We start from the raw sequence: 20,797 nt of genomic DNA, 5'->3' as shown, positions 1-20,797 counted from the left end.
GAACAAACGACCATTAGGCGAGATATCATTCCGTTTATTCATGCTGCCCTGTGCGTGTGTCCTGGCAGTGTCGAAAAACCATAGGCCAGACCATGCTCAACAAACGCCATTTGCCATCGATCACCGCGCTGCAATGCTTCGAAGCGGTGACCCGGCACCTGAGTTTCACCCGCGCAGCTGAAGAACTCAACCTGACCCAGAGCGCGGTCAGCAAGCAAGTCGCACAGCTTGAGGAATTGGTGCAGCACTTGCTGTTTCGCCGAGTCCGCCGACGCTTACAGTTGACCCCGGCGGGCGCGCTGTACCTGGGTGAAGTGCGCAAGATTCTGGTGCAAGTGGAGATGTCTACCCACTACCTGCGTTCTTATGGTGGCGAAACCGAGGTCTTGCGCGTGTCCACCCCGCCGACCTTTGGCGCCCGCTGGTTAGTGCCGCGGCTGAAAGGCTGGCGGCTGCGTCATCCGCATATTCATTTGGACTTGGTCAGCGAGCAGGAGCAGGACGACTTGATTCAAGGCCGCTGCGACCTGACGTTCTACTTTGGCCAAGGCGCACGACCTGGGGCCGAATCGGTGAGGTTGTTCAACGAAGAACTGATTCCCGTGTGCGCGCCCGGCAGCTTGCCAGCAACGCCATTCACTGACCCTACGCAGCTGAGCCAGCTCGTGTTGCTGCAAAGTGGCTCGCGACCCCAAGCTTGGCACGAATGGTTTGACAGCCAAGGCTATCAAACCGAATACAGCTACCATGGGCCGCGCTTTGAGACGTTCTATATGTGTATCCGCGCGGCGCAGGTCGGGTGCGGAGTCGCGCTACTGCCGCGCTTTCTGGTCGAAGAAGAACTGGCGGAAGGCAAGCTGGTGATCCCGTGGCCCCATCCCCTGCCGAGCCATGATGCTTATTACATGGCCTATCCAGAGCACACCGCTGAAGTGCCCAAAATCCGTGATTTTGTCAGTTGGATGCTTGAGCAGCTGGATGTGGTATAGGTTTAAAGAAAGGTTACCTTATTGAGTCGGTCGAGCCCATTTCCGAACTGGAATGAGAACGGTCGGCCCAGGTTGCCGGCCATTTCCATGCATTGTTTTTCAAGCCGATGATAGGACGAACCGGATAATTTTCCGCCTCTGGAAGCTTGCTCACCCAAGCTTCCAACTTCAAACGAAAGCGCCTTCACATCGTTACCGTCCGGCAGTACGGAATTAGAAATGACCAGTCTTTTCTCATTAATCGTTCGACGCATATTATCGTCTTCCACATAGAACGTCGCCGACACTTTATACGCACTGTTTCCAGGCATTATTTTTTTCAGCATAACGTTACCTGTTACCCTTTCAGGCGGGTCGAATGCATCAACACTTATAATGCTTGCGAAAGGAATAGCGTTTTGTAATTCCAACTCCACATGACAGAAGAACTCTTGCGATACTTTATTATCGAGCAACGTGGAGATCACCGAGTCAAAGGTAGCTTTCCCCGCGAGGATAACCTTGAATGGGTCGGAGGATTCGAGCGTCACCTGCTGCGATATTTCCAACGCCAGCTGACGGCCGGCCTCGCTGGTTAAATTGAGCGTATTCCAGTGCGGCCGTAGGTTAGCCTTGAATTTCCAGTGAGTGCGCGACGAAATAATGTCGGTAAGCACGGCCTTTATCTGCTCCCGTTGCGGCACGCTCATTGAGCCGTATGGGAATACTACATTGAGGATTTTAGAATTGCCTTTATCCTTGGTCAGTTCAATTCTATTGAGGTCTATTCCATGAGCCGTTAATTTTTCACGGAGCATTTCTCTGTAGTCCACGCTAATATACGCCTGCGCAGAGACCACTTGCCTCTGTTCTACAGGGACGTCAAACTCCAAGACCGCAAACTCTTCTTTACAACCACTTAAAAAAACCAAACTCATCAACACGATAACTTTTAAACAATGCATCGACATTCCACCCCTACTCACATCCAAGGGCGAAAGTCTATTCACTTAACAACACCGATAACAGTTCAAAACCGAAGAACATCCATTGACTACATAAAATCAGGAACGATCCTACAATCCGGAGGGGGACCAATAGATGCCAGACAACCAATGTCCAGACCAAGCCCCATTGCGCTGGATCAAGCGTTGCAGCTATTCGTGAAAGAATTCTGCCCCACAGCGCTTCCTGCTGGCATCATGTCTGCCTTATTACAAAAGCAGCGCACTGCCTTTGGCCCTGGCTCGCGGCAGGCGACGTCCAATTTGAATTTCGTTAGGCCGCAGCAAGCGGCCGGTCCCGCTGGAGCGACTCGATGAGCGAAAGCGCCTTCTCCGATCGTGTTGTGCAGAACCTGCTCGACACCGACTTCTACAAGCTGACCATGATGCAAGCGGTACTGCACAACTACCCCAACGTGGATGTGGAGTGGGAGTTCCGCTGCCGCAATGGCGAAGATCTGCGGCCTTATCTGACCGAGATTCGCCATCAGATCGCCCTGCTGTGCGAGCTGTCCATGGGACCTGAGCAGTTGGGTTTTCTTGAACGCATCAGCTTTATGAAGCCTGATTTTTTACGTTTTCTTGGCCTGTTCCGCTTCAATATGCGCTACGTGCAAACTCACATCGAAGATGGCGAGTTGCGCATTCGCCTGCACGGGCCATGGCTGCACGTGATCATGTTTGAGGTCCCACTTCTGGCGATTGTCAGCGAAGTGCGCAACCGCATCCGCCACCCCGGCACGCTGCTGGTGCAGGCCCGGGATCAGCTGTACCGCAAGTTCGACTGGCTGCAAGCCAACGCCTCCAGCGACGAACTGGCTGAATTGAAAGTGGCTGATTTCGGCACCCGTCGCCGCTTCTCGTACCGCGTACAAGAGGAAGTGGTTTCGGTACTCAAGCACGATTTCCCCGGCCAGTTTGTCGGCACCAGCAACGTTGAGCTGGCGCGCAAACTCGACTTGAAACCCCTGGGAACCATGGCCCATGAATGGATCATGGCCCACCAACAGTTGGGGCCGCGGCTGATCGACAGCCAAATCGTTGCGCTCGATTGCTGGGTCCGTGAATACCGTGGGCTGCTGGGGATCGCCCTGACGGACTGCATCACCACCGATGCATTCCTCAACGATTTCGATCTGTACTTCGCCAAGCTATTCGATGGTCTGCGGCATGATTCCGGCGACCCGGTGCAGTGGGCCGAAAAATGCATAGCCCACTATCAAAAGCTCGGTATCGATCCCATGAGCAAGACACTGGTCTTTTCAGACGGCCTGAATTTGCCTAAAGCCCTGGAAATATTCCGCGCCTTGCGTGGTCGGATCAATGTCAGCTTCGGTATTGGCACCAACTTGACCGCTGATATTCCGGGCATTGAGCCCATGAGTATTGTGCTCAAGATGACCGCTTGTGCAGGCCAGGCAGTGGCCAAGATTTCCGACGAACCCGGTAAGACGCAGTGCAAGGATCCGAACTTTGTTGCCTATCTGCGTCATGTTTTCAAAGTGCCGGTCAGCCCGGTCGCCGAGCTGGCGCCTATAAAATCTTCCGTCCCCGCAAAACTTGTTGAGGAGTGAACCATGCAAGCCGTACAGCTCCAGATCGCTGCAGAACTCAATGTTCAACCGCCTTTCGCCGACCAGAACGCCCTTGAAGCGGAACTCGCGCGACGGATTGGTTTTATCCAGCAGTGTCTAAAAAACTCACAACTCAAAACGTTAGTGCTGGGCATCAGTGGCGGCGTTGACTCACTGACTGCCGGGCTGCTTGCACAGCGTGCAGTAGAACAATTGCGCGAAAGCACCGGGGATAAAAGTTATTGCTTCATCGCTGTACGCCTGCCGTATCAGACTCAGGCCGATGAGCACGAAGCCCAGGCGAGCCTTGAATGCATCAAGCCGGACGAAACGCATACCGTAAACATTGGCCCTTCGGTGCAGGCATTGACGGCGCAGATCAAGGCGTTCGAGGGTCAGCACGCCAGTGTAGTGGATTTCGTGACGGGCAATACCAAGGCGCGGATGCGCATGGTGGCGCAGTACGCAATTGCCGGTGCACGTCAGGGTCTGGTCATTGGTACTGACCATGCGGCGGAAGCGGTAATGGGTTTTTTCACCAAGTTCGGCGACGGCGCTTGCGACATCGCACCGCTCAGTGGGCTGGTGAAAAATCAGGTTCGGGCCATTGCCCGCAGTTTCGGCGCCCCGCAGTCATTGGTGGAAAAAGTACCGACTGCCGACCTTGAGGATCTGGTGCCAGGTAAACCAGACGAAGCTTCACACGGCGTGACCTACGCCGAGATCGACGCCTTCCTGCACGGCGAGCCGGTTCGCGAGGCAGCGTTTAAAATCATCCGCGACACCTACCTCAAGACCCAACACAAGCGCGAACAACCCTACGCGCCGTAACAGCATAACTTGCTGGGTAGGGGCCAACTTGTTGGCGAGGCGGTGTGTCAGGTAAAACGCCTCGCCAACAAGTTGGCTCCTTGAGTGCGATAGAAAAAGGAATGAACCCGCCGTTTTTTTTCGCTTGTCGTGTCCGGCCATCGAGGCTTTCATAGGGGTCTACTTTTTACCGTCAGAGCCCGTTGCTTATGTCCTCCTTCGAAGGCTTGTTTTCGCTTGTTGCATCCGTTGTCGGCCAACCCGCCGCGCAGTGGCTTGAAGCCCATGTAGAGGTGCCCCAAGGGTTGCATGACTTCACCTGGAGCGATGCTGAGTTGCACCGTGTGTGGCTGGCTGAAGCGCTGAACCTGTGCCTGTTTCATAAACTGGTCGAAGCCGTACCCGCAGGCCGTCTGTATGTTGATGAACAAGCCGAGCAACAACGCAAAGTCATATTCGATCACGGCGCGATTCGTACCGTGGACTGGTTCGCCAACGGCGAGCTACCTCGCGGGCGCCTGGCGTTCACCCGCTTGCTGGAGCCATTGGGCTTCACCGATGTGCGCACGTATCCGCTGACCAAACTGAACATGACCGGCTGGGGCTATCGCCAGCAAGACCTGCCGGAAGACATCGCTCAGTTCTTTGTGTCCGAACTGCACCCCGGTCGTTTCAGCGAGGCCTTCCAAGGTGCGGTGGAACGCGTGGTCAGTTCCAGTCGTGATCCTCTGAACGCCGAGCACCTAAGCATCCTTAAGCGCCTGCAATTGACCCGTCATTGCTCGTTGAGGGAGGCTTACCGCTTGCTACCGGGTGTGTATGAGGCGTTTGGCCGCCAACACGGCGTGGTGCGGCATGCCGATTACCAGCAATTACTCAGCGAGAGCGCGGAAATGGCGTGGATTTCAACCGAGGGCAACAGCTTCAATCATCTGACGGATCGGGTGGTTGATCTGCAATCGGTGGTCGCCGAGCAAACTCGTCGGGACAGGCCGATGAAGGACAGCATTGAAACATCTGCCTCAGGCAGGGTCATGCAGACCGCCTACAAAGCGTGCACGGTAAAACGGACAATGGCGGATGCGAGCGGAAAGCTGCAAGAGCACAAGGTGCCGGGCTCGTTTGTTGAATTCATTCAACGCAAAACCGACCCCATTGATGACAGGCTCGACCTGAACTTCGACAGCAGCAACGCCCAGGGTATCTTCAAAATGACTGGATCTAAGTAATTCATACCCTGTTGGAGCTGCCGAAGGCTGCGATTCAACCGGAAACCGGTCGCGCTCCTGAAATCGCTGAAGGTCGTTGCGACCTTATCGCAGCCTTCGGCAGCTCCAACAGGGGCAGTCGTTACTATTTAACCGCAACAATCCCTTTCATCATGCTGATGTGGCCTGGGAACGTGCAGAAGAATGCATACGCTTCGCCAGCCGTCAGCTTCGACACATCAAAAGTCACCGAATCCTTTTCGCCTGCGCCGATGATTTTAGTGTGGGCGATAACGCGTGCGTCGCCGTCTTTCAGATAATTCTTGTCAATGCTCGCGCTCAGGCCATCGGTGGCGACCGGCTGCGCATCCGCTTCTTTAGCCAACACCCAGTTATGACCCATGACGTTTTTCGGCAAGCTGCCGGAGTGGGTCAGGTTAACGGTGAAGGTTTTGCAGCTCTTGTCGATGTCGATGTTTTTAGTGCTGTAGGTCATCTGGTCCGTTGAATCGACATCAACACTGCATTCCGCCGCCAACAAATGGCCACTCGCGAGGGTTAGCAGGGATACAGCGACAAGTTTACGAATCATGATGAGTCTCCAGGGCGAGATTAAGTTGTTGTTCTTTGGATCACGGATTGTATACAGAAAGACTGCCTGATTTGCACTCAAGTTCCAATGACCTAGGTCAATGTAACGCAGATGACTATCGCCACCATGGAAAGAATCAACCGGTCAACCCCACGGCGGCGGCATAGCATGGGCCATCATTCAGGAGCGTAGACCATGCACCTCAACAGCTTTTCCGTAGCTTGCTTGCCGTTTACGCCTGTGGCGCCAGCGGCACCTATGAACAACCTCACGAACGCTTTCAGCGCCACTGGCACTTGGACTGACCAGGCCAAGCCTTTACTCTGTGGCATTGATGACCAAGGAGTAGGCAATGTCTTTAAAGTCCGTTTGTGTTTTTTGCGGTGCCAGTACTGGCAGCAATCCGGCCTATCGCGAAGCGGCCGTTGTGTTGGGCCGTACGCTGGCTGAACGTGGGCTGACGCTCATTTACGGCGGTGGCGCCGTCGGCCTGATGGGGGTCGTTGCAGATGCCGCTCTGGCAGCTGGCGGCGAAGTGATTGGCATCATCCCCGAAAGTTTGCGCAGCCTGGAACTGGGCCACAACGGTCTGACCCGCCTGGAAGTCGTCGATGGCATGCACGCGCGTAAAGCGCGGATGGCCGAGCTCAGTGATGCGTTTATCGCGCTTCCCGGTGGCCTGGGTACCCTTGAAGAGTTGTTTGAGGTCTGGACCTGGGGCCAACTGGGTTACCACGGCAAACCATTGGGGCTAATGGATGTAAACGGCTTCTACAGCAAACTGACCGGTTTCCTGGACCATCTGGTCAGCGAAGGTTTTGTGCGCGCCGAGCATCGCACGATGCTGCAGATCAGTGATTCGCCTACTGACTTGCTAGACACGTTAAATGCCTGGAAACCGGTGGCCGTACCAAAGTGGGAGGGTCGAAAACCTACCTGACAGGACAGTTCATGGACCGTTTGGCACACAACGCCGTGTGTACCGTGCCGTTCTCAGGCAGAATGGCGGCATTTCCCGCCTAAACAGAGGACCGCCCATGGCTAAACCTAATTATTCCTTCGCCAAACGTCAGAGAGATCTGGCAAAAGAGCAGAAGAAAGAGGAAAAGCTGCAGAAGAAAACGGCCGCTCTGACCGAAACCGGCGCAGAAGGCGAAACCGTTGAAGGCCAAGAGCCTGCCGACGACGCTGAGACAACAGTAGAACCGACACCTGCCAGCTGATACCGCTGGGTTTCGCCAACCGACGAAACCCGTACGCCACGTCTGTCGCTCAAGCGGCAGACGACGGCATGCCCTCTAAATCGTCCCGCCTTTTTTAAAGGCTGATCAAACCCCCTCGGCGCTGACGGGCATTACCGTCACTTCCACTTCCGGGTCATGGCTGCCTCCGCCAAGAATCACTCCACGCAACGGCGATACATCCGAGAAATCACGGCCCCAGGCCAGGCTGATATGCTCCAGTGTCGGCTGCACATTGTTGGTCGGATCAAAATCCACCCAACCCAACACCGGACAAAATACCGACACCCATGCGTGTGACGCGTCGGCGCCGATCATTCGTGGCTGGCCCGGTGGTGGCTGGGTTAGTAAGTAGCCACTAACGTAGCGCGCCGCCAGCCCCCGCGAACGCAGGCAGGCCAACATCAGGTGAGCGAAGTCCTGGCACACCCCACGGCGGTTTTCCAGCACCTCAACCAGGGGCGTGGCGACCTGAGTGGCCTCTTCGTCGAAGGTGAACTCGCTAAAGATCTTCTCCATCAGCGCTTGCACGCACAGGAGCAGCGGCCGGTTGGGCGCAAAACAACTGGCGGAGAAATCGACGAACGTCTGTTTCAAATGCACGTACGGTGATTCGAAGCGAAACCGACACGCCTCAAGAATATCGGGCGACAGCGGCATACCGCTGTAGGTCAACGCGCGGCTGGTGGCATTCCAGCCAGCAGACAGCTCGAAGTCCAGCGATGGCCGCGCCAGCACTTCGATCCTCAGCCGGGCGCTGACCTGTAATTCATCGTGGGGCCGTTCGAACGCCAGGCGGGTCATCGGGTTGCCAAAGACGTCCAGTTCATCGCGGCGACTGGTGGGCGCCGGGCTGATCAACAATTCCTGTTGGGTGCAGCGCTGCCATGCGCAGGGCCGTGGCCACAGGTGCGCCAACTGCTGAGCCAGGGACACGGGACTGTCGTATTTGTAGTGGGTGTCATGAAAAATCTGGTAATGCGCGCTCATCAGACGGACACCGTGCGTTGGCTGACATCATCAACATGGGCAAAGTGACGCAGGGCCAGGCGGTCAGACACCAGTCCGCTGGTGTCACCGATGTCTTGCAGTAACTTCGCCAAGCCGTCGAGAACCGCGCGCACGCTGCTTTTGCCAAACAGTGGGTTTTCCAGGCTGCCTAGATCGAAGGCGGACAAGCGCTGAATCAATAGTGTCAGGCTGCTGTCCCGGGGCGCGCCGAAATCTTCGTTCAAACGGTTCAATGAGCGCGTCACCAGTTTCAGCTGAAACAACACGGCGTGCGGGTTCTGCTCATCAAGTAATAACAGGTCGAGTACGGGGATCAACTGCGGCATCGCCAGATAGCGCGAGCGGTAGGTGATGCTGCTATTGCCCAGTTCCAGCAGCCATTCCAGGCCCGCTTGATCGTTTACTGCGGCGTCGCGCAAGAATGCCGCAAAACTGCTGGAGAGAAATTGCAGACGCTCGATACGCCGACCCATCATCAAAAAGCGCCAACCTTCATCGCGGGTCATGTCGTCCAGGGCGAAACCGGATAAGGCCGCCAGTGACATCACCAATCGGTTGAGGAAATCGAGCAGCTCGCCGAAGTCAGGCTCGTCGGTTTCCAGGCTCAGGGACTCGCGCTGCAGCTCAACCAACGCCTGCCAATTTTCCCGCGAGAGTTTACCGCGCACCTGTGAGGCGGCCCACTGCAAACGCTGCAGATTGGCGCGCAGGCTTTGCGACCAGTCGTCGCCCAACAAGGCGGCAAGCAAGCGCTCTTGCAGATCACCTTCTTCGGGCAGCAGGTGCAAGGTTTCACCCAGTTCCACCGCTGCCTGCAACGCCAACGGATCATCGCCGTCGACATAGCGAGTGAGCATGATCCGCAGCAAACGCGCGCTGTTATCGCAGCGCTCGCAGTAGCGGCCAAACCAAAACAGGTTTTCGACCACCCGTGAAGGCAGGTAAGGGTCACGCCGGATCAGATCGCGAACACCCAACGCGCGCTGGGTTTTCCACGGTTTGATGCCATCTGCCCGCTCGCCCAACACCCAGGTGTCTTTGCTCGCACCGCCACGCTGCATCGACACCACGTCGGCGTCAGCTTCGGCAGCAACCCGGGTCAGCCCACCGGGCAGCACTTCATAACCGTCAGCGCTGGCGACGGCGTAGACGCGCATGCCGATGGCTCGCGGTTGCAGCTGTGCGCCATCGGGTTGCCACACCGGCGCGTGGGATAACTGCGCCAGTTCTTGCGCGACGTAGGCGTACGGGCGGGCTTGCATCCGTAAAGCCAGCGCCTGACGCTGCTCGGTATTCAAATCACGGCCGAATACCGGTGCAAAGCTTTGTGAAGGGAATGCTGGTTTGATCAGCAAGTCTGGAAGTTTCTCCAGCGCCTGGGCCAGAACCGGTGGCTCGCCGCACCACCACGTGGCCACGGACGGCAAAATCAGCTCTTCGCCAAACAGGTGCTGATTGATTTTCGGCAAAAAACCCAGCAGACCCGGCGACTCCAGTACACCGCTACCCAAGGCATTGGCGACCAGAACCCGGCCTTGGCGAACCGCTTCAAGCAAACCGGGAACCCCCAGGGCCGAGTCAGTACGCAACTCCAGTGGATCGCAAAAGTCATCGTCGAGACGGCGCATGATCGCGTGCACCCGACGCAAACCGCTTAAGGTCTTCAGGTAAACCGTGGCGTCACGAACGGTCAGATCACCGCCTTCGACCAGTGGATAACCCAACTGTCGAGCCAGGTACAAGTGCTCAAAATAGCTTTCGTTGAAGCGGCCAGGGGTCAACAGCACCACCAGCGGTGGCTCTTTGTCCGTAGGCGCCTGGCGTGCGAGTGTTTCCTGCAATGCCCGGAAGAATCCGGTCAGGTGCTGCACCTGTAAGTCGCGATACATGTCGGGAAATGCCCGGGACACGATTTGTCGATTCTCCAGGGAGTAACCCGCACCCGACGGCGCCTGGGTCCGGTCAGCAGTGACCCACCATCGCCCATCCGGAGTTCGCGCCAAATCCACGGCATACATGTGCAAGAACGTGCCTTCGGGCGGTTTCACGCCCTGACACGGCCACAAGTAATTGTTATGCCCGAACACCAGCTCGGCTGGCAGCAAGCCGTCGGCGATCAACTGTTGCGGCCCATAAAGATCAGCCAGCACGGCATTCAGCAAACGAGCGCGCTGAGCGATGCCTGCGGCGACAGCGGCCCATTCCTGCGCCGGAATGAGGTGCGGCAACAGGTCCAGCTCCCAGGGCCGGTCGGCGCCCTTGGGATCGGCGTAAACGTTGTAGGTCACACCGTTCTCTTGAATCTGCCGGGACAGCAGTGCCTGGCGCTGAATCAACTGCGCAGGAGTGCTGCGTTGCAGATGCTCATACAGCTGTTGCCAATGCGGCCGAATGGCGCCGCTGGCATCGAGCATCTCGTGATAAGTACCCGTCGTGAGCGGATAGCGGTCAAGCAGGTCGGGCATGGAAGGCTCGGCAGACAGCAAAGGACGTCAAGTTAACGCAGAACAGATGACACGCGAATGAGCGAGCCTTCGCGTGGCATTGTTCTGATGGGGCTTTGTTTTTAGTGGCGACGCATGTCCAGCGTCATCGGCAGCTCATCGTTAACGGTCAGCAACGGCACTTCCAATTTGCCAGGGCTATGGCCAATGCGGAAGAAGCGTGAAAGACGTCGACTTTCCGCTTCGTTGGCATTGACCGGCAAGGTTTCATAATTGCGCCCGCCAGGATGCGCGACATGATACTCGCAGCCGCCCAGGGAACGCTGCATCCATGTGTCCAGCAGGTCAAAAACCAGCGGCGCATGGGTCGCAATAGTTGGCTGCAGGCAATTGGCGGGCTGCCAGGCACGATAACGCACTCCGGCAACGAATTCGCCGACGCGTCCCGTAGGTTGCAGCGGCACCGGAATGCCGTTGCAGGTCAGCATGTAACGCTGCGGTGGCAAACCGTTGAGTTTGACCTGCAAGCGTTCCAGCGATGAGTCGACATAGCGCACCGCACCGCCTGCCGCGCCCTCTTCACCCAGCACGTGCCAAGGTTCCAGCGCCTGACGAATTTCCAGATCGATGCCGCTGACGGCGTAATCGCCGACTTTGGGGAAGCGAAATTCCAGATGCGCCGCAAACCACTCGGCACGCAACGGATAACCGGCGGCGGTCAGTTCGACGATGACGTCGGCAAAATCCTGCTCGATAAAGTGCGGCAGCATGAAGCGGTCGTGCAGCTGCGTGCCCCAACGCGCCAGCTTGGCCGGAGCGTAGGGTTCACGCCAGAAGCGCGCCACCAAGGCCCGAAGCAATAACTGCTGCGCCAGACTCATGCGCGCATGGGGCGGCATTTCGAAGGCCCGTAACTCAAGCAAGCCCAAGCGCCCAGTGGCGCCGTCCGGGGAGTAGAGTTTGTCGACGCAGAATTCTGCCCGATGGGTGTTGCCGGTGACGTCGATCAGCAGGTTGCGCAGCAGCCGGTCGACCAACCATGGCGCGCACTCTTCACCGGGCGCGGGCATTTGCGAGAAAGCGATTTCCATCTCATACAGCGAGTCGTTACGGGCTTCGTCGACCCTGGGTGCCTGGGAGGTCGGGCCAATGAACAGGCCCGAAAACAGGTATGACAGCGAGGGATGGTTGTGCCAGTAGCTAAGCAGGCTGCGCAACAGGTCCGGGCGCCGCAAAAACGGCGAATCCGCAGGTGTCGCGCCGCCAAGGACGAAGTGGTTGCCGCCACCGGTGCCGGTATGACGGCCATCGATCATGAATTTCTCGGTGGTCAAGCGAGTCAGCCGCGCCTGCTCGTACAAAAATTCCGTGCGCTCCACCAACTCATCCCAGCTTGCCGAGGGTTGCACGTTGACTTCGATCACACCTGGATCGGGGGTAATCCGGAAATTCGCCAGGCGCGGGTCGCTTGGCGGCTCATAGCCTTCAAGCAATACCGGGCAATGCAGCTCCCCGGCGGTGGCTTCGACTGCGCTGACCAACTCAAGGTAATCCTCGAGCTTTTCCAGCGGCGGCATAAACACGTACAACCGTCCTTCACGGGCTTCGGCACACAAAGCCGTGCGGGTCAGCCAATGGGCGGACTCGGCCGGCTTGGGTTCGCGCTCATCATCGGCATTGACCTGTTCGGTCAGGCTGTTGAGCTGCGATTGCACCTGTTCGCTGCTCGGCAGCTCCGGGAAATCCTGGTTATGGTCGGTGGGGTGAATGAATGGGTATTCCGACGCTTTGACCCAGGGTTGTGAGGCCAAGGGCAGTCGATACCCCAACGCCGAATCGCCCGGCACCAGTCGGCAGTGTTCGTCACGCAAGAACCAACGACCGCTTTGCCATTTATCCCCAGCCTTGGCGCGGGTCAGCGGCAGCACTTGACCGATGACTTTGTCCAGACCTTGAGTGAAGACTTTGCGCAGGCGATCACGCTCAAGCGTGTCCTCAAGACGCGAATCCTCGGCACTGACGTTCAGCGGCAACGCTCCTTCGCGCCACAGGTAATAGAAATTGTCTTCATAGGCCGGAAATACGAAACGCACCGGCAACTTCAAGCGCTCGGCAACGCTGGCAAGGAAACGCCCGGCCATTTCGCCATCGGCGCCGTAGTCTTCGCCTTCATCAGCGATCAACGCGTTGTTGTGCCACACCGGCTGGCCGTCTTTGCGCCAAAAACAGTTCAGCGACCAGCGCGGCAGTTGCTCACCGGGATACCACTTGCCCTGCCCGAAATGCACGATGCCCAGCGGCGCGTAGTGCTTGCGCATGCGCTGATAAAGCTCGGCGGACAGTTTGCGCTTTTCCGGCCCCAGGGCTGCGGTGTTCCATTCATCACCGTCGCGGTCATCAATGGAGACGAATGTCGGCTCGCCGCCCATGGTCAGGCGTACATCGGCGGCGATCAGATCGGTATCGATCTTACGGCCGAGGGCCTGGATCGCCAGCCATTGGTCTTCGCTGTACGGTTGAGTGACACGTGGCGCCTCCCAAATCCGCTCCACGGACATTTCGTGGGTGAATTCCGTTTCGCACGGCTCGACCAAACCGCTGATAGGCGCCGCCGACGATGGCTCGGGGCTGCAGGCCAGCGGAATATGACCTTCACCGGCAAACAGGCCGGACGTGGCATCGAGCCCCACCCAACCGGCGCCAGGCAAGTAAACCTCGCACCAGGCGTGCAGGTCAGTGAAGTCGACGTCAGTGCCGGAAGGGCCGTCGAGGGCTTCGACGTCGGCCTTGAGCTGAATCAGATAGCCCGAGACAAACCGTGCGGCCATGCCCAGGTTGCGCATTAGCTGTACCAGCAGCCAGGCCGAGTCACGGCAGGAGCCGGAAGCGTTTTCTAATGTGAATTCCGGCGTCTGAACCCCCGGCTCCATGCGAATCAGGTAAGCAATGTCTTGGCTGAGACGCTGGTTCAGTGCCACCAGGAAATCAATGGTCGGCAGCGGCGTACGGTCGATGCTCGCCAGGTAAGCGGCAAACTTCGGCGTCAGCGGCAGAGTGGCTAGGTACGGCGCCAGTTCACGCTGCTCTTCGCTGGCGTAAACGAAAGGAATTTTGTCCGCGTACGGCTCAAGGAAAAAGTCGAACGGGTTAAACACGGCCATTTCGGCAACAAGATCGACTTCGACCCGCAGCTCCGTGGTTTTCTCGGGGAAGACCAAGCGCGCTAAATAGTTACCCTGTGGGTCTTGCTGCCAATTGATGAAGTGGTTGTCGGGCAGGACTTTCAAGGAGTAGGACAAAATCCGCGTGCGGCTGTGGGCCGCCGGGCGTAGGCGCACGATCTGCGGACCCAGTTCAACCGCTCGGTCGTAGCGGTAATGCGTGACGTGGTGCAAGGCGATATGAATCGACACGGCGTGCCTCCTGCGAGCCTGGACGGTAATGGAACCGCGCAAGACTTATGCCATCCGGGTAAATACGGGCGGTTCTTGAAAGCAATGAGCGCGCTGGGCACCATTAAGGCGCCGCCACTGCCCTACCGTGCAAGCGTTGCACAAAAAAAGAGCGGGGCGAGAGAAATATTTCTGATGGGTCAAGCCGGAGTCTTTGCAGGACCTACCCATCCGGAAAAACCCCGATCTGTGCGAGGGTCCGCCACGTCTTCGACGCCGCGCTGTCGCGCAGCAAACACTGAACCCGTAGGCTGCGATAGGCCGGGGTCGCGGGCGACGGGTTTCCCTTCAGCGGTATCACGAAGGCGACCGGTTCCCGGTCGAATGGCAGCCTTCGGCAGCTCCTACGGATTATCTTTAAGTCAATAAGATATGCGTGTTGATAAGAGCCAACGTGTTGGCGATATAGACAGCGATGCGGCGCATCGGATACACCGCGTCGCCCGCCTCGCCAGCAAGTGGCTCCTACACAACAGTCTTTAGCGCGGAACGGCTGGCTTGCGCTTTGGCGGTTTTGGGCCTTTGCCCTTGGACGCATCGATACGCTCTTTGCTCGCTTGCTTGTTGCGAGCGAACGCAGCGGCCTTGGCCTCTTCACGCTTGTCCCACGGGTTACCACCATCGCTGGCGCGGGGCGGCAAGCCGGTGTGCTGGGTCTGAATCAATGTGGTCTTGGCGACTTTATGGCTGCCGACCGGCGTCGAGTTCTTTCGGCGCGCGCTTTGATAACCGTCAGTGGCGGGCTGATGCAGGGGAATCAACTGGTCTTTGCCCGACCCGATCAAATCGGCACGGCCCATGCGGATAAGCGCTTCACGCAATGACGGCCAACCTTTCGGATCGTGATAGCGCAGGAACGCCTTGTGCAACCGGCGCTGCTCTTCACTTTTAACGATAGTGACCGAGTCGCTCTTGTAGGAAACCTTGCGCAGCGGGTTCTTGCCCGAGTGGTACATCGCCGTGGCGGTGGCCATTGGTGACGGGTAGAACGCTTGCACCTGATCGGCGCGAAAACCGTTGCCCTTGAGCCACAGCGACAGGTTCATCATGTCTTCGTCGGTGGTGCCGGGGTGGGCAGCGATGAAGTAAGGAATCAGGTACTGCTCTTTGCCGGCTTCTTTCGAATACTTCTCGAACATGCGCTTGAATTTGTCATAGCTGCCGATGCCCGGCTTCATCATCTGGTTAAGCGGACCTTCCTCGGTGTGTTCCGGGGCGATCTTCAAGTAACCACCAACGTGGTGAGTCACCAACTCTCTGACGTATTCCGGCGATTCGACCGCGAGGTCATAACGCAAACCGGAAGCGATCAGAATTTTCTTCACGCCCGGCAACGCGCGCGCACTGCGATACAGCTGAATCAGCGACGAATGGTCAGTGTTCAGGTTCGGGCAAATTCCAGGAAAGACACAGGACGGTTTGCGGCATGCGGATTCGATCTCGGGGCTTTTGCAGGCGATGCGATACATGTTCGCCGTCGGGCCGCCAAGGTCGGAGATGACACCAGTGAAACCCGGGACTTTGTCGCGGATCTCTTCGATTTCGCGGATGATCGATTCTTCGGAACGGTTCTGAATGATCCGGCCTTCGTGCTCGGTAATCGAGCAGAAGGTGCAGCCGCCGAAGCAGCCACGCATGATGTTCACCGAGAAACGAATCATGTCGTAGGCGGGGATTTTCTCCTTGCCATACGCCGGGTGGGGAATGCGCGCATAGGGCATGCCGAACACGTAGTCCATTTCTTCGGTGGTCATAGGAATCGGAGGCGGGTTGAACCAGACGTCGACTTCGCCGTGTTTCTGCACTAACGCACGGGCATTACCGGGGTTGGTTTCCAGGTGCAATACACGGTTGGCGTGGGCGTACAAGACCGAGTCAGCCCGGACTTTCTCCATCGACGGCAAGCGGATAACCGTTTTATCCCGCGTCATCCGAGGGCTGGCCAGCAATTGCACGACCTTGGCTTCTTGCGGATCGTCCACCGGCCCTTTGTCTTGCTCGATGGCGCAGGCCTGGGTGTCCTGGGTATTAACGTACGGGTTGATGATCTTGTCGATCTTGCCCGGACGGTCGATACGCGTGGAGTCAACCTCGTACCAGCCTGCTGGCGTATCGCGACGGATGAACGCCGTGCCGCGAACGTCGGTGATTTCTTCAATTTTATGGCCGTAAGACAAACGCTGTGCAACTTCGACAATCGCGCGTTCGGCGTTGCCGTACAGCAGGATGTCGGCGCAAGCGTCGATCAGAATTGAGTTACGGACCCGGTCTTGCCAGTAGTCGTAATGCGCAATGCGGCGCAAGGAAGCTTCGATGCCGCCCAATACGATCGGTACATGCTTGTAGGCTTCCTTGCAGCGCTGGCTGTACACCAGACTTGCACGATCCGGACGCTTGCCGGCCATACCGCCGGGCGTGTAGGCGTCATCGGAGCGGACTTTTTTGTCAGCGGTGTAGCGGTTGATCATCGAGTCCATGTTGCCGGCGGCGACCCCGAAAAACAGGTTCGGCTCGCCAAGCTTCATGAAGTCGTCTTTGGAATGCCAGTCTGGCTGGGCAATGATCCCGACGCGAAAGCCCTGAGACTCCAGCAGCCGGCCGATGATCGCCATGCCAAAAGATGGATGGTCCACGTATGCATCGCCGGTGACGATAATGATGTCGCAGGAATCCCAGCCAAGCTGATCCATCTCTTCCCGGCTCATGGGCAGGAAAGGTGCTGGCCCGAAACACTCGGCCCAGTACTTGGGATAGTCAAATAACGGCTTGGCTGCTTGCATATCAAAAACCTGCGCGTGTACACGTTGGAAAATCGCGGGCGCGGAATATAGCACAAAATTTGACCAATTCCGACGGTAATGGTCGGAATTGGAATTCCCCTGTAGGAGCCAGCTCGTTGGCGAGAAACATGATGCGGTCTATCAGGCCAACCGCATCGCCAACAAGTTGGCTCCGACAGAGGGCTACAGCATCAATCCTCGTCGAAGTTGTAACTGCCCGGCGCGAGGTTTTCGAATCGGGTGTATTTACCGATAAACGCCAGGCGCGTAGTGCCGATTGGGCCGTTACGCTGCTTACCGATGATGATTTCGGCAATCCCTTTGTGTTCGGTTTCCGGGTGATACACCTCGTCCCGGTAGACGAACATGATCACGTCAGCATCTTGCTCGATCGCTCCGGACTCCCGCAAGTCGGAGTTGATCGGACGCTTGTTGGGCCGCTGCTCAAGGGAGCGGTTGAGCTGAGACAGGGCGACCACGGGGCATTGAAATTCTTTCGCCAAGGATTTCAACGAACGGGAAATCTCGGAAATCTCGTTGGTCCGATTGTCACCGCTGGAACCCGGAATCTGCATCAGCTGCAGGTAGTCGATCATGATCAGGCCGACTTCGCCGTGCTCTCGCACCACCCGGCGAGTACGCGCACGCATCTCCGAAGGGCTGATACCGGCGGTGTCATCAATGAACAATTTGCGGTCGTTGAGTAAGTTGACCGCCGAGGTCAGGCGCGGCCAGTCATCGTCTTCCAGCCGCCCGGCGCGGACCTTGGACTGGTCGATGCGACCCAGCGAAGACAGCATACGCATGATCAGCGATTCGCCTGGCATCTCAAGCGAATAAACCAAAACCACTTTGTCGCTGCGCAGAACCGCGTTTTCCACCAGGTTCATGGCGAAGGTGGTCTTACCCATGGACGGTCGACCGGCGACGATGATCAAGTCGGACGGTTGCAATCCACTGGTTTTCTCATCCAGGTCGGTGTAACCGGTGGACAGGCCGGTGATTGCGTTATCGGTGTTGAACAGCGTGTCGATGCGGTCAATGGCTTTGGTCAGCAAGTCGTTGACGCTGACCGGACCACCACTCTTGGGCCGCGCTTCGGCGATCTGGAAGATCTGCCGCTCAGCTTCGTCGAGAATCTCGGCGGCACTGCGCCCTTCCGGGTTAAACGCGCTGTCGGCGATTTCGGCGCTGATGCCGATCAACTGCCGTAAGGTCGCCCGCTCACGCACGATTTGCGCGTAAGCCTTGATGTTGGCGACCGACGGAATGTTTTTCGCCAGCTCACTGAGGTAGCCCAAACCGCCGACCTGAGACGTCTGGCCTTCTTTGTCCAGTTGCTCGGACAGGGTCACGACGTCGATGGGGCTGTTTTGATCGGCCAGTTTAGCGATGGCACGGAAGATCAAACGGTGGTCATGTCGATAAAAATCGCCATCGGATACTTGATCGAGCACGCGCTCCCAGGCGTTGTTGTCCAGCATCAAACCACCGAGCACGGCTTGTTCAGCCTCGATGGAGTGCGGCGGCACCTTGAGGGCAGCGGTTTGCAGGTCGTATTGCTCGGGGGCGGATATTTCGTTCATGGCCACTTAAAATCAGGGAGAACAGAAAGACAAAGGGCACGACCTGTGAACAGGATCGTGCCCGATGTTAAACGTCTGGCAAGCAAGTCGCCAAGCGTTAAGTGCTGCTTAAGCTGCTACTACAATAACGCGTACGGTTGCTTCTACGTCGCTGTGCAGGTGCACGGCCACGTCGTATTCACCAACGTTACGGATAGTGCCGTTCGGCAGACGAACTTCGCTTTTTGCAACTTCAACGCCAGAGGCGGTCAGTGCATCAGCGATGTCGTGCGTACCGATCGAGCCGAACAGCTTGCCTTCGTCACCGGCGGTGGCAGTGATAGTCACTTCCAGCTCAGCCAGTTGGGCAGCGCGAGTTTCAGCCGAAGCTTTTTTGTCTGCAGCCAGTTTTTCCAGCTCTGCACGACGCTCTTCAAACGCAGCCACGTTGGCAGCGGTTGCAGCGGTTGCTTTGCCGTACGGCAGCAGATAGTTACGACCGTAACCGGCCTTAACATTTACTTTGTCGCCCAGGTTGCCCAGGTTCGCGACTTTTTCCAGAAGGATCAGTTGCATGTGAAAATCCTCTTAACTTTTAACCTTCACCGTCCGCAGAGCCGTTATCAACGTCTTTCGACGCAAAACGACCGCGAAAATCAATCAGGCTGTCGACGATGGCAAACACCACCAGCAACGGATAGATCAGCTGCATAAACAGCAACAGCGTTACGTACAACCCCACCAGCCAGAACCTGCCCAGTCGCTTTTCAGCAACCAGGCCATGAACCAGAGCCAGCCCGGCGAACACCAGCGGTACGCTGCACAACGGTGTCAACATCGCCATCTGCGGACCGAGATTCGGCCCCAGAAGCATTAACACCAGCAGCAACATCGCCGGTCCCCTCGGGAGTCTTATGCCGCGAAATTCGCGGCCAAAACCACCAGGGTTGTACAACAACGCTTGCCAGTAACGCCCCAGAATCAGGGTGAGCACACTGACGATCTGCAACAAAGCCGCAATCAGGCCGTTGAGTACCGGTGCAATCAATGCTCCCAGACGCGCTCGCTCTTCTACCGACAATTGTTGGTAGAGCCCTTCGAGGACCTGCGGCAGAAGTTTTTGCAACTCCTGCGCCATCACTTCGATGGGTTCGCGGAAAACCGCACCCAGAATCACTGCGTACAACAGACCCAGTGCCACGCTGACCAGCAGCACGCGGACCCAGGACTCGCTGGCGCGTAACAACGCTGCCAACCCCAGTGAACCCAGCAACACCATAAGTGTGCGAGGCTCTCCGAAATACCACCAGACAAAAGCCGGCAGTAAAGCCCAGGCGAGGATGCCAACGGCATCACTCAAACCGCGCCGCAGAAGCACAAGGCAACCCGCGGCAGCACTCAACCAAAACAACAACGGCAATGCCGCACACCCGACCACTACGAGAGTGGCCTGCACGCGGCCGCGCATGATGAAATTAGCCATGGCGCGCATGCGTTCTATCCCTTACTACTTTTGTCGACTGCCTGGTCTCAGCGGCCGTGGCTGTCGGTGTAGGCCAGCAGGGCCAGGAAGCGGGCACGCTTGATAGCGGTGGCCAGCTGACGCTGATAACGAGCTTTTGTACCAGTGATACGGCTTGGAACGATTTTGCCGGTCTCGGATACGTATGCTTTCAGAGTGTTGAGATCTTTGTAATCGATCTCCTTCACGTCTTCAGCGGTGAAGCGGCAGAATTTACGACGACGGAAGAAACGTGCCATGTAATTGGCTCCTCAAAAGGTCCGTGGATTACTCGTCAGCGTTATCGCTGGCGTCACCGTTGTCACCGTCATCGCCATCGGCGCTGTCGGAGTGCTCAGGACGGTCACGACGCTCACGGCGCTCGCTGCGGTTTTCTTCGGCCTTGAGCATCTCGGACTGACCAGTTACGGCTTCGTCGCGACGGATGACCAGGTTACGGATCACGGCATCGTTGTAACGGAAGTTGTCTTCCAGTTCAGCCAAAGCCTTACCGGTGCATTCAACGTTCAGCATCACGTAGTGAGCCTTGTGAACATTGTTGATTGCGTAGGCCAGTTGACGACGGCCCCAATCTTCCAGACGGTGGATTTTGCCGCCGTCTTCTTCGATCAGCTTGGTGTAACGCT

17 protein-coding genes are annotated in these 20,797 nt (G+C 57.3%); 6 read left to right on the top strand and 11 right to left on the bottom strand.

Features of this window, described 5'->3' with window-relative positions; all coding sequences use genetic code 11:
* Positions 1–92: 92 nt before the first annotated feature.
* Positions 93–989: a LysR substrate-binding domain-containing protein gene (locus JWR17_RS15905; RefSeq protein ID WP_299832892.1), complete on the top strand. Its 897-nt coding sequence runs from the start codon at positions 93–95 to the stop codon at positions 987–989.
* A 2-nt stretch (positions 990–991) separates the two neighbouring features.
* Here the strand turns inward: JWR17_RS15905 and JWR17_RS15900 are convergent, their stop codons facing one another.
* On the bottom strand, positions 992–1,978 hold the full coding sequence (locus tag JWR17_RS15900) for a hypothetical protein (protein ID WP_299832891.1): 987 nt from the start codon (positions 1,976–1,978) through the stop codon (positions 992–994).
* Positions 1,979–2,286: 308 nt separating this feature from the next.
* Here JWR17_RS15900 and pncB point away from each other — a divergent pair, with 308 nt between their 5' ends.
* From pncB to JWR17_RS15885, 3 genes are all read left to right on the top strand, one after another.
* Positions 2,287–3,546 (top strand): nicotinate phosphoribosyltransferase, encoded by a 1,260-nt coding sequence (gene pncB / locus JWR17_RS15895; RefSeq protein ID WP_299832890.1) that lies wholly within the window; start codon positions 2,287–2,289, stop codon positions 3,544–3,546.
* Positions 3,547–3,549: 3 nt separating this feature from the next.
* Positions 3,550–4,377 carry an ammonia-dependent NAD(+) synthetase gene (gene nadE / locus JWR17_RS15890; RefSeq protein ID WP_299832889.1) on the top strand — a complete coding sequence of 276 codons (828 nt, stop codon included), beginning with the start codon at positions 3,550–3,552 and terminating at the stop codon, positions 4,375–4,377.
* Between the two features lie 188 nt (positions 4,378–4,565).
* Positions 4,566–5,585, top strand: a complete 1,020-nt coding sequence (locus JWR17_RS15885; RefSeq protein WP_299832888.1) for a DUF1338 family protein — start codon at positions 4,566–4,568, stop codon at positions 5,583–5,585.
* Positions 5,586–5,709: 124 nt separating this feature from the next.
* Here the strand turns inward: JWR17_RS15885 and azu are convergent, their stop codons facing one another.
* On the bottom strand, positions 5,710–6,156 hold the full coding sequence (gene azu, locus JWR17_RS15880) for an azurin (RefSeq protein WP_299832887.1): 447 nt from the start codon (positions 6,154–6,156) through the stop codon (positions 5,710–5,712).
* A 352-nt stretch (positions 6,157–6,508) separates the two neighbouring features.
* Between azu and JWR17_RS15875 the strand changes: the two genes are divergently transcribed.
* Positions 6,509–7,096 carry a TIGR00730 family Rossman fold protein gene (locus tag JWR17_RS15875; RefSeq protein WP_299832886.1) on the top strand — a complete coding sequence of 196 codons (588 nt, stop codon included), beginning with the start codon at positions 6,509–6,511 and terminating at the stop codon, positions 7,094–7,096.
* Between the two features lie 97 nt (positions 7,097–7,193).
* Positions 7,194–7,379 carry a hypothetical protein gene (locus tag JWR17_RS15870; protein WP_299832885.1) on the top strand — a complete coding sequence of 62 codons (186 nt, stop codon included), beginning with the start codon at positions 7,194–7,196 and terminating at the stop codon, positions 7,377–7,379.
* 105 nt (positions 7,380–7,484) lie between these two features.
* On the opposite strand, the gene JWR17_RS15865 is transcribed toward JWR17_RS15870, so the two are convergent.
* The 9 genes from JWR17_RS15865 to rpsF form a co-directional block, all read right to left on the bottom strand.
* Positions 7,485–8,387, bottom strand: coding sequence for a transglutaminase family protein (locus JWR17_RS15865; protein ID WP_299832884.1), 903 nt, complete (start codon positions 8,385–8,387; stop codon positions 7,485–7,487).
* Positions 8,387–10,873, bottom strand: coding sequence for a circularly permuted type 2 ATP-grasp protein (locus tag JWR17_RS15860; RefSeq protein WP_299832883.1), 2,487 nt, complete (start codon positions 10,871–10,873; stop codon positions 8,387–8,389). Before JWR17_RS15860 ends, JWR17_RS15865 begins: the two co-directional genes overlap by 1 nt.
* A 101-nt stretch (positions 10,874–10,974) precedes the next feature.
* Complete coding sequence (locus JWR17_RS15855; protein WP_299832882.1) at positions 10,975–14,265, bottom strand: DUF2126 domain-containing protein; 3,291 nt, start codon at positions 14,263–14,265, stop codon at positions 10,975–10,977.
* Positions 14,266–14,783: 518 nt separating this feature from the next.
* Positions 14,784–17,084: a YgiQ family radical SAM protein gene (locus JWR17_RS15850; protein WP_299832881.1), complete on the bottom strand. Its 2,301-nt coding sequence runs from the start codon at positions 17,082–17,084 to the stop codon at positions 14,784–14,786.
* 191 nt (positions 17,085–17,275) lie between these two features.
* Positions 17,276–18,670 carry a replicative DNA helicase gene (dnaB, locus tag JWR17_RS15845; protein ID WP_299832880.1) on the bottom strand — a complete coding sequence of 465 codons (1,395 nt, stop codon included), beginning with the start codon at positions 18,668–18,670 and terminating at the stop codon, positions 17,276–17,278.
* 108 nt (positions 18,671–18,778) lie between these two features.
* Complete coding sequence (gene rplI / locus JWR17_RS15840; RefSeq protein WP_299832879.1) at positions 18,779–19,225, bottom strand: 50S ribosomal protein L9; 447 nt, start codon at positions 19,223–19,225, stop codon at positions 18,779–18,781.
* Between the two features lie 19 nt (positions 19,226–19,244).
* On the bottom strand, positions 19,245–20,141 hold the full coding sequence (locus tag JWR17_RS15835) for a hypothetical protein (protein ID WP_299832878.1): 897 nt from the start codon (positions 20,139–20,141) through the stop codon (positions 19,245–19,247).
* A gap of 38 nt (positions 20,142–20,179) precedes the next feature.
* A complete protein-coding gene (rpsR, locus tag JWR17_RS15830) occupies positions 20,180–20,410 on the bottom strand; it encodes a 30S ribosomal protein S18 (RefSeq protein WP_002551829.1) in 231 nt (76 codons plus the stop codon).
* Positions 20,411–20,438: 28 nt separating this feature from the next.
* A partial coding sequence (gene rpsF, locus JWR17_RS15825; protein WP_299832876.1) for a 30S ribosomal protein S6 occupies positions 20,439–20,797 on the bottom strand: 359 nt, incomplete at its 5' end.

The sequence above is a fragment of the Pseudomonas sp. genome, from assembly GCF_028293835.1.
Lineage (GTDB): Bacteria > Pseudomonadota > Gammaproteobacteria > Pseudomonadales > Pseudomonadaceae > Aquipseudomonas.
This window is presented reverse-complemented; position numbering and strand designations above follow the sequence as displayed.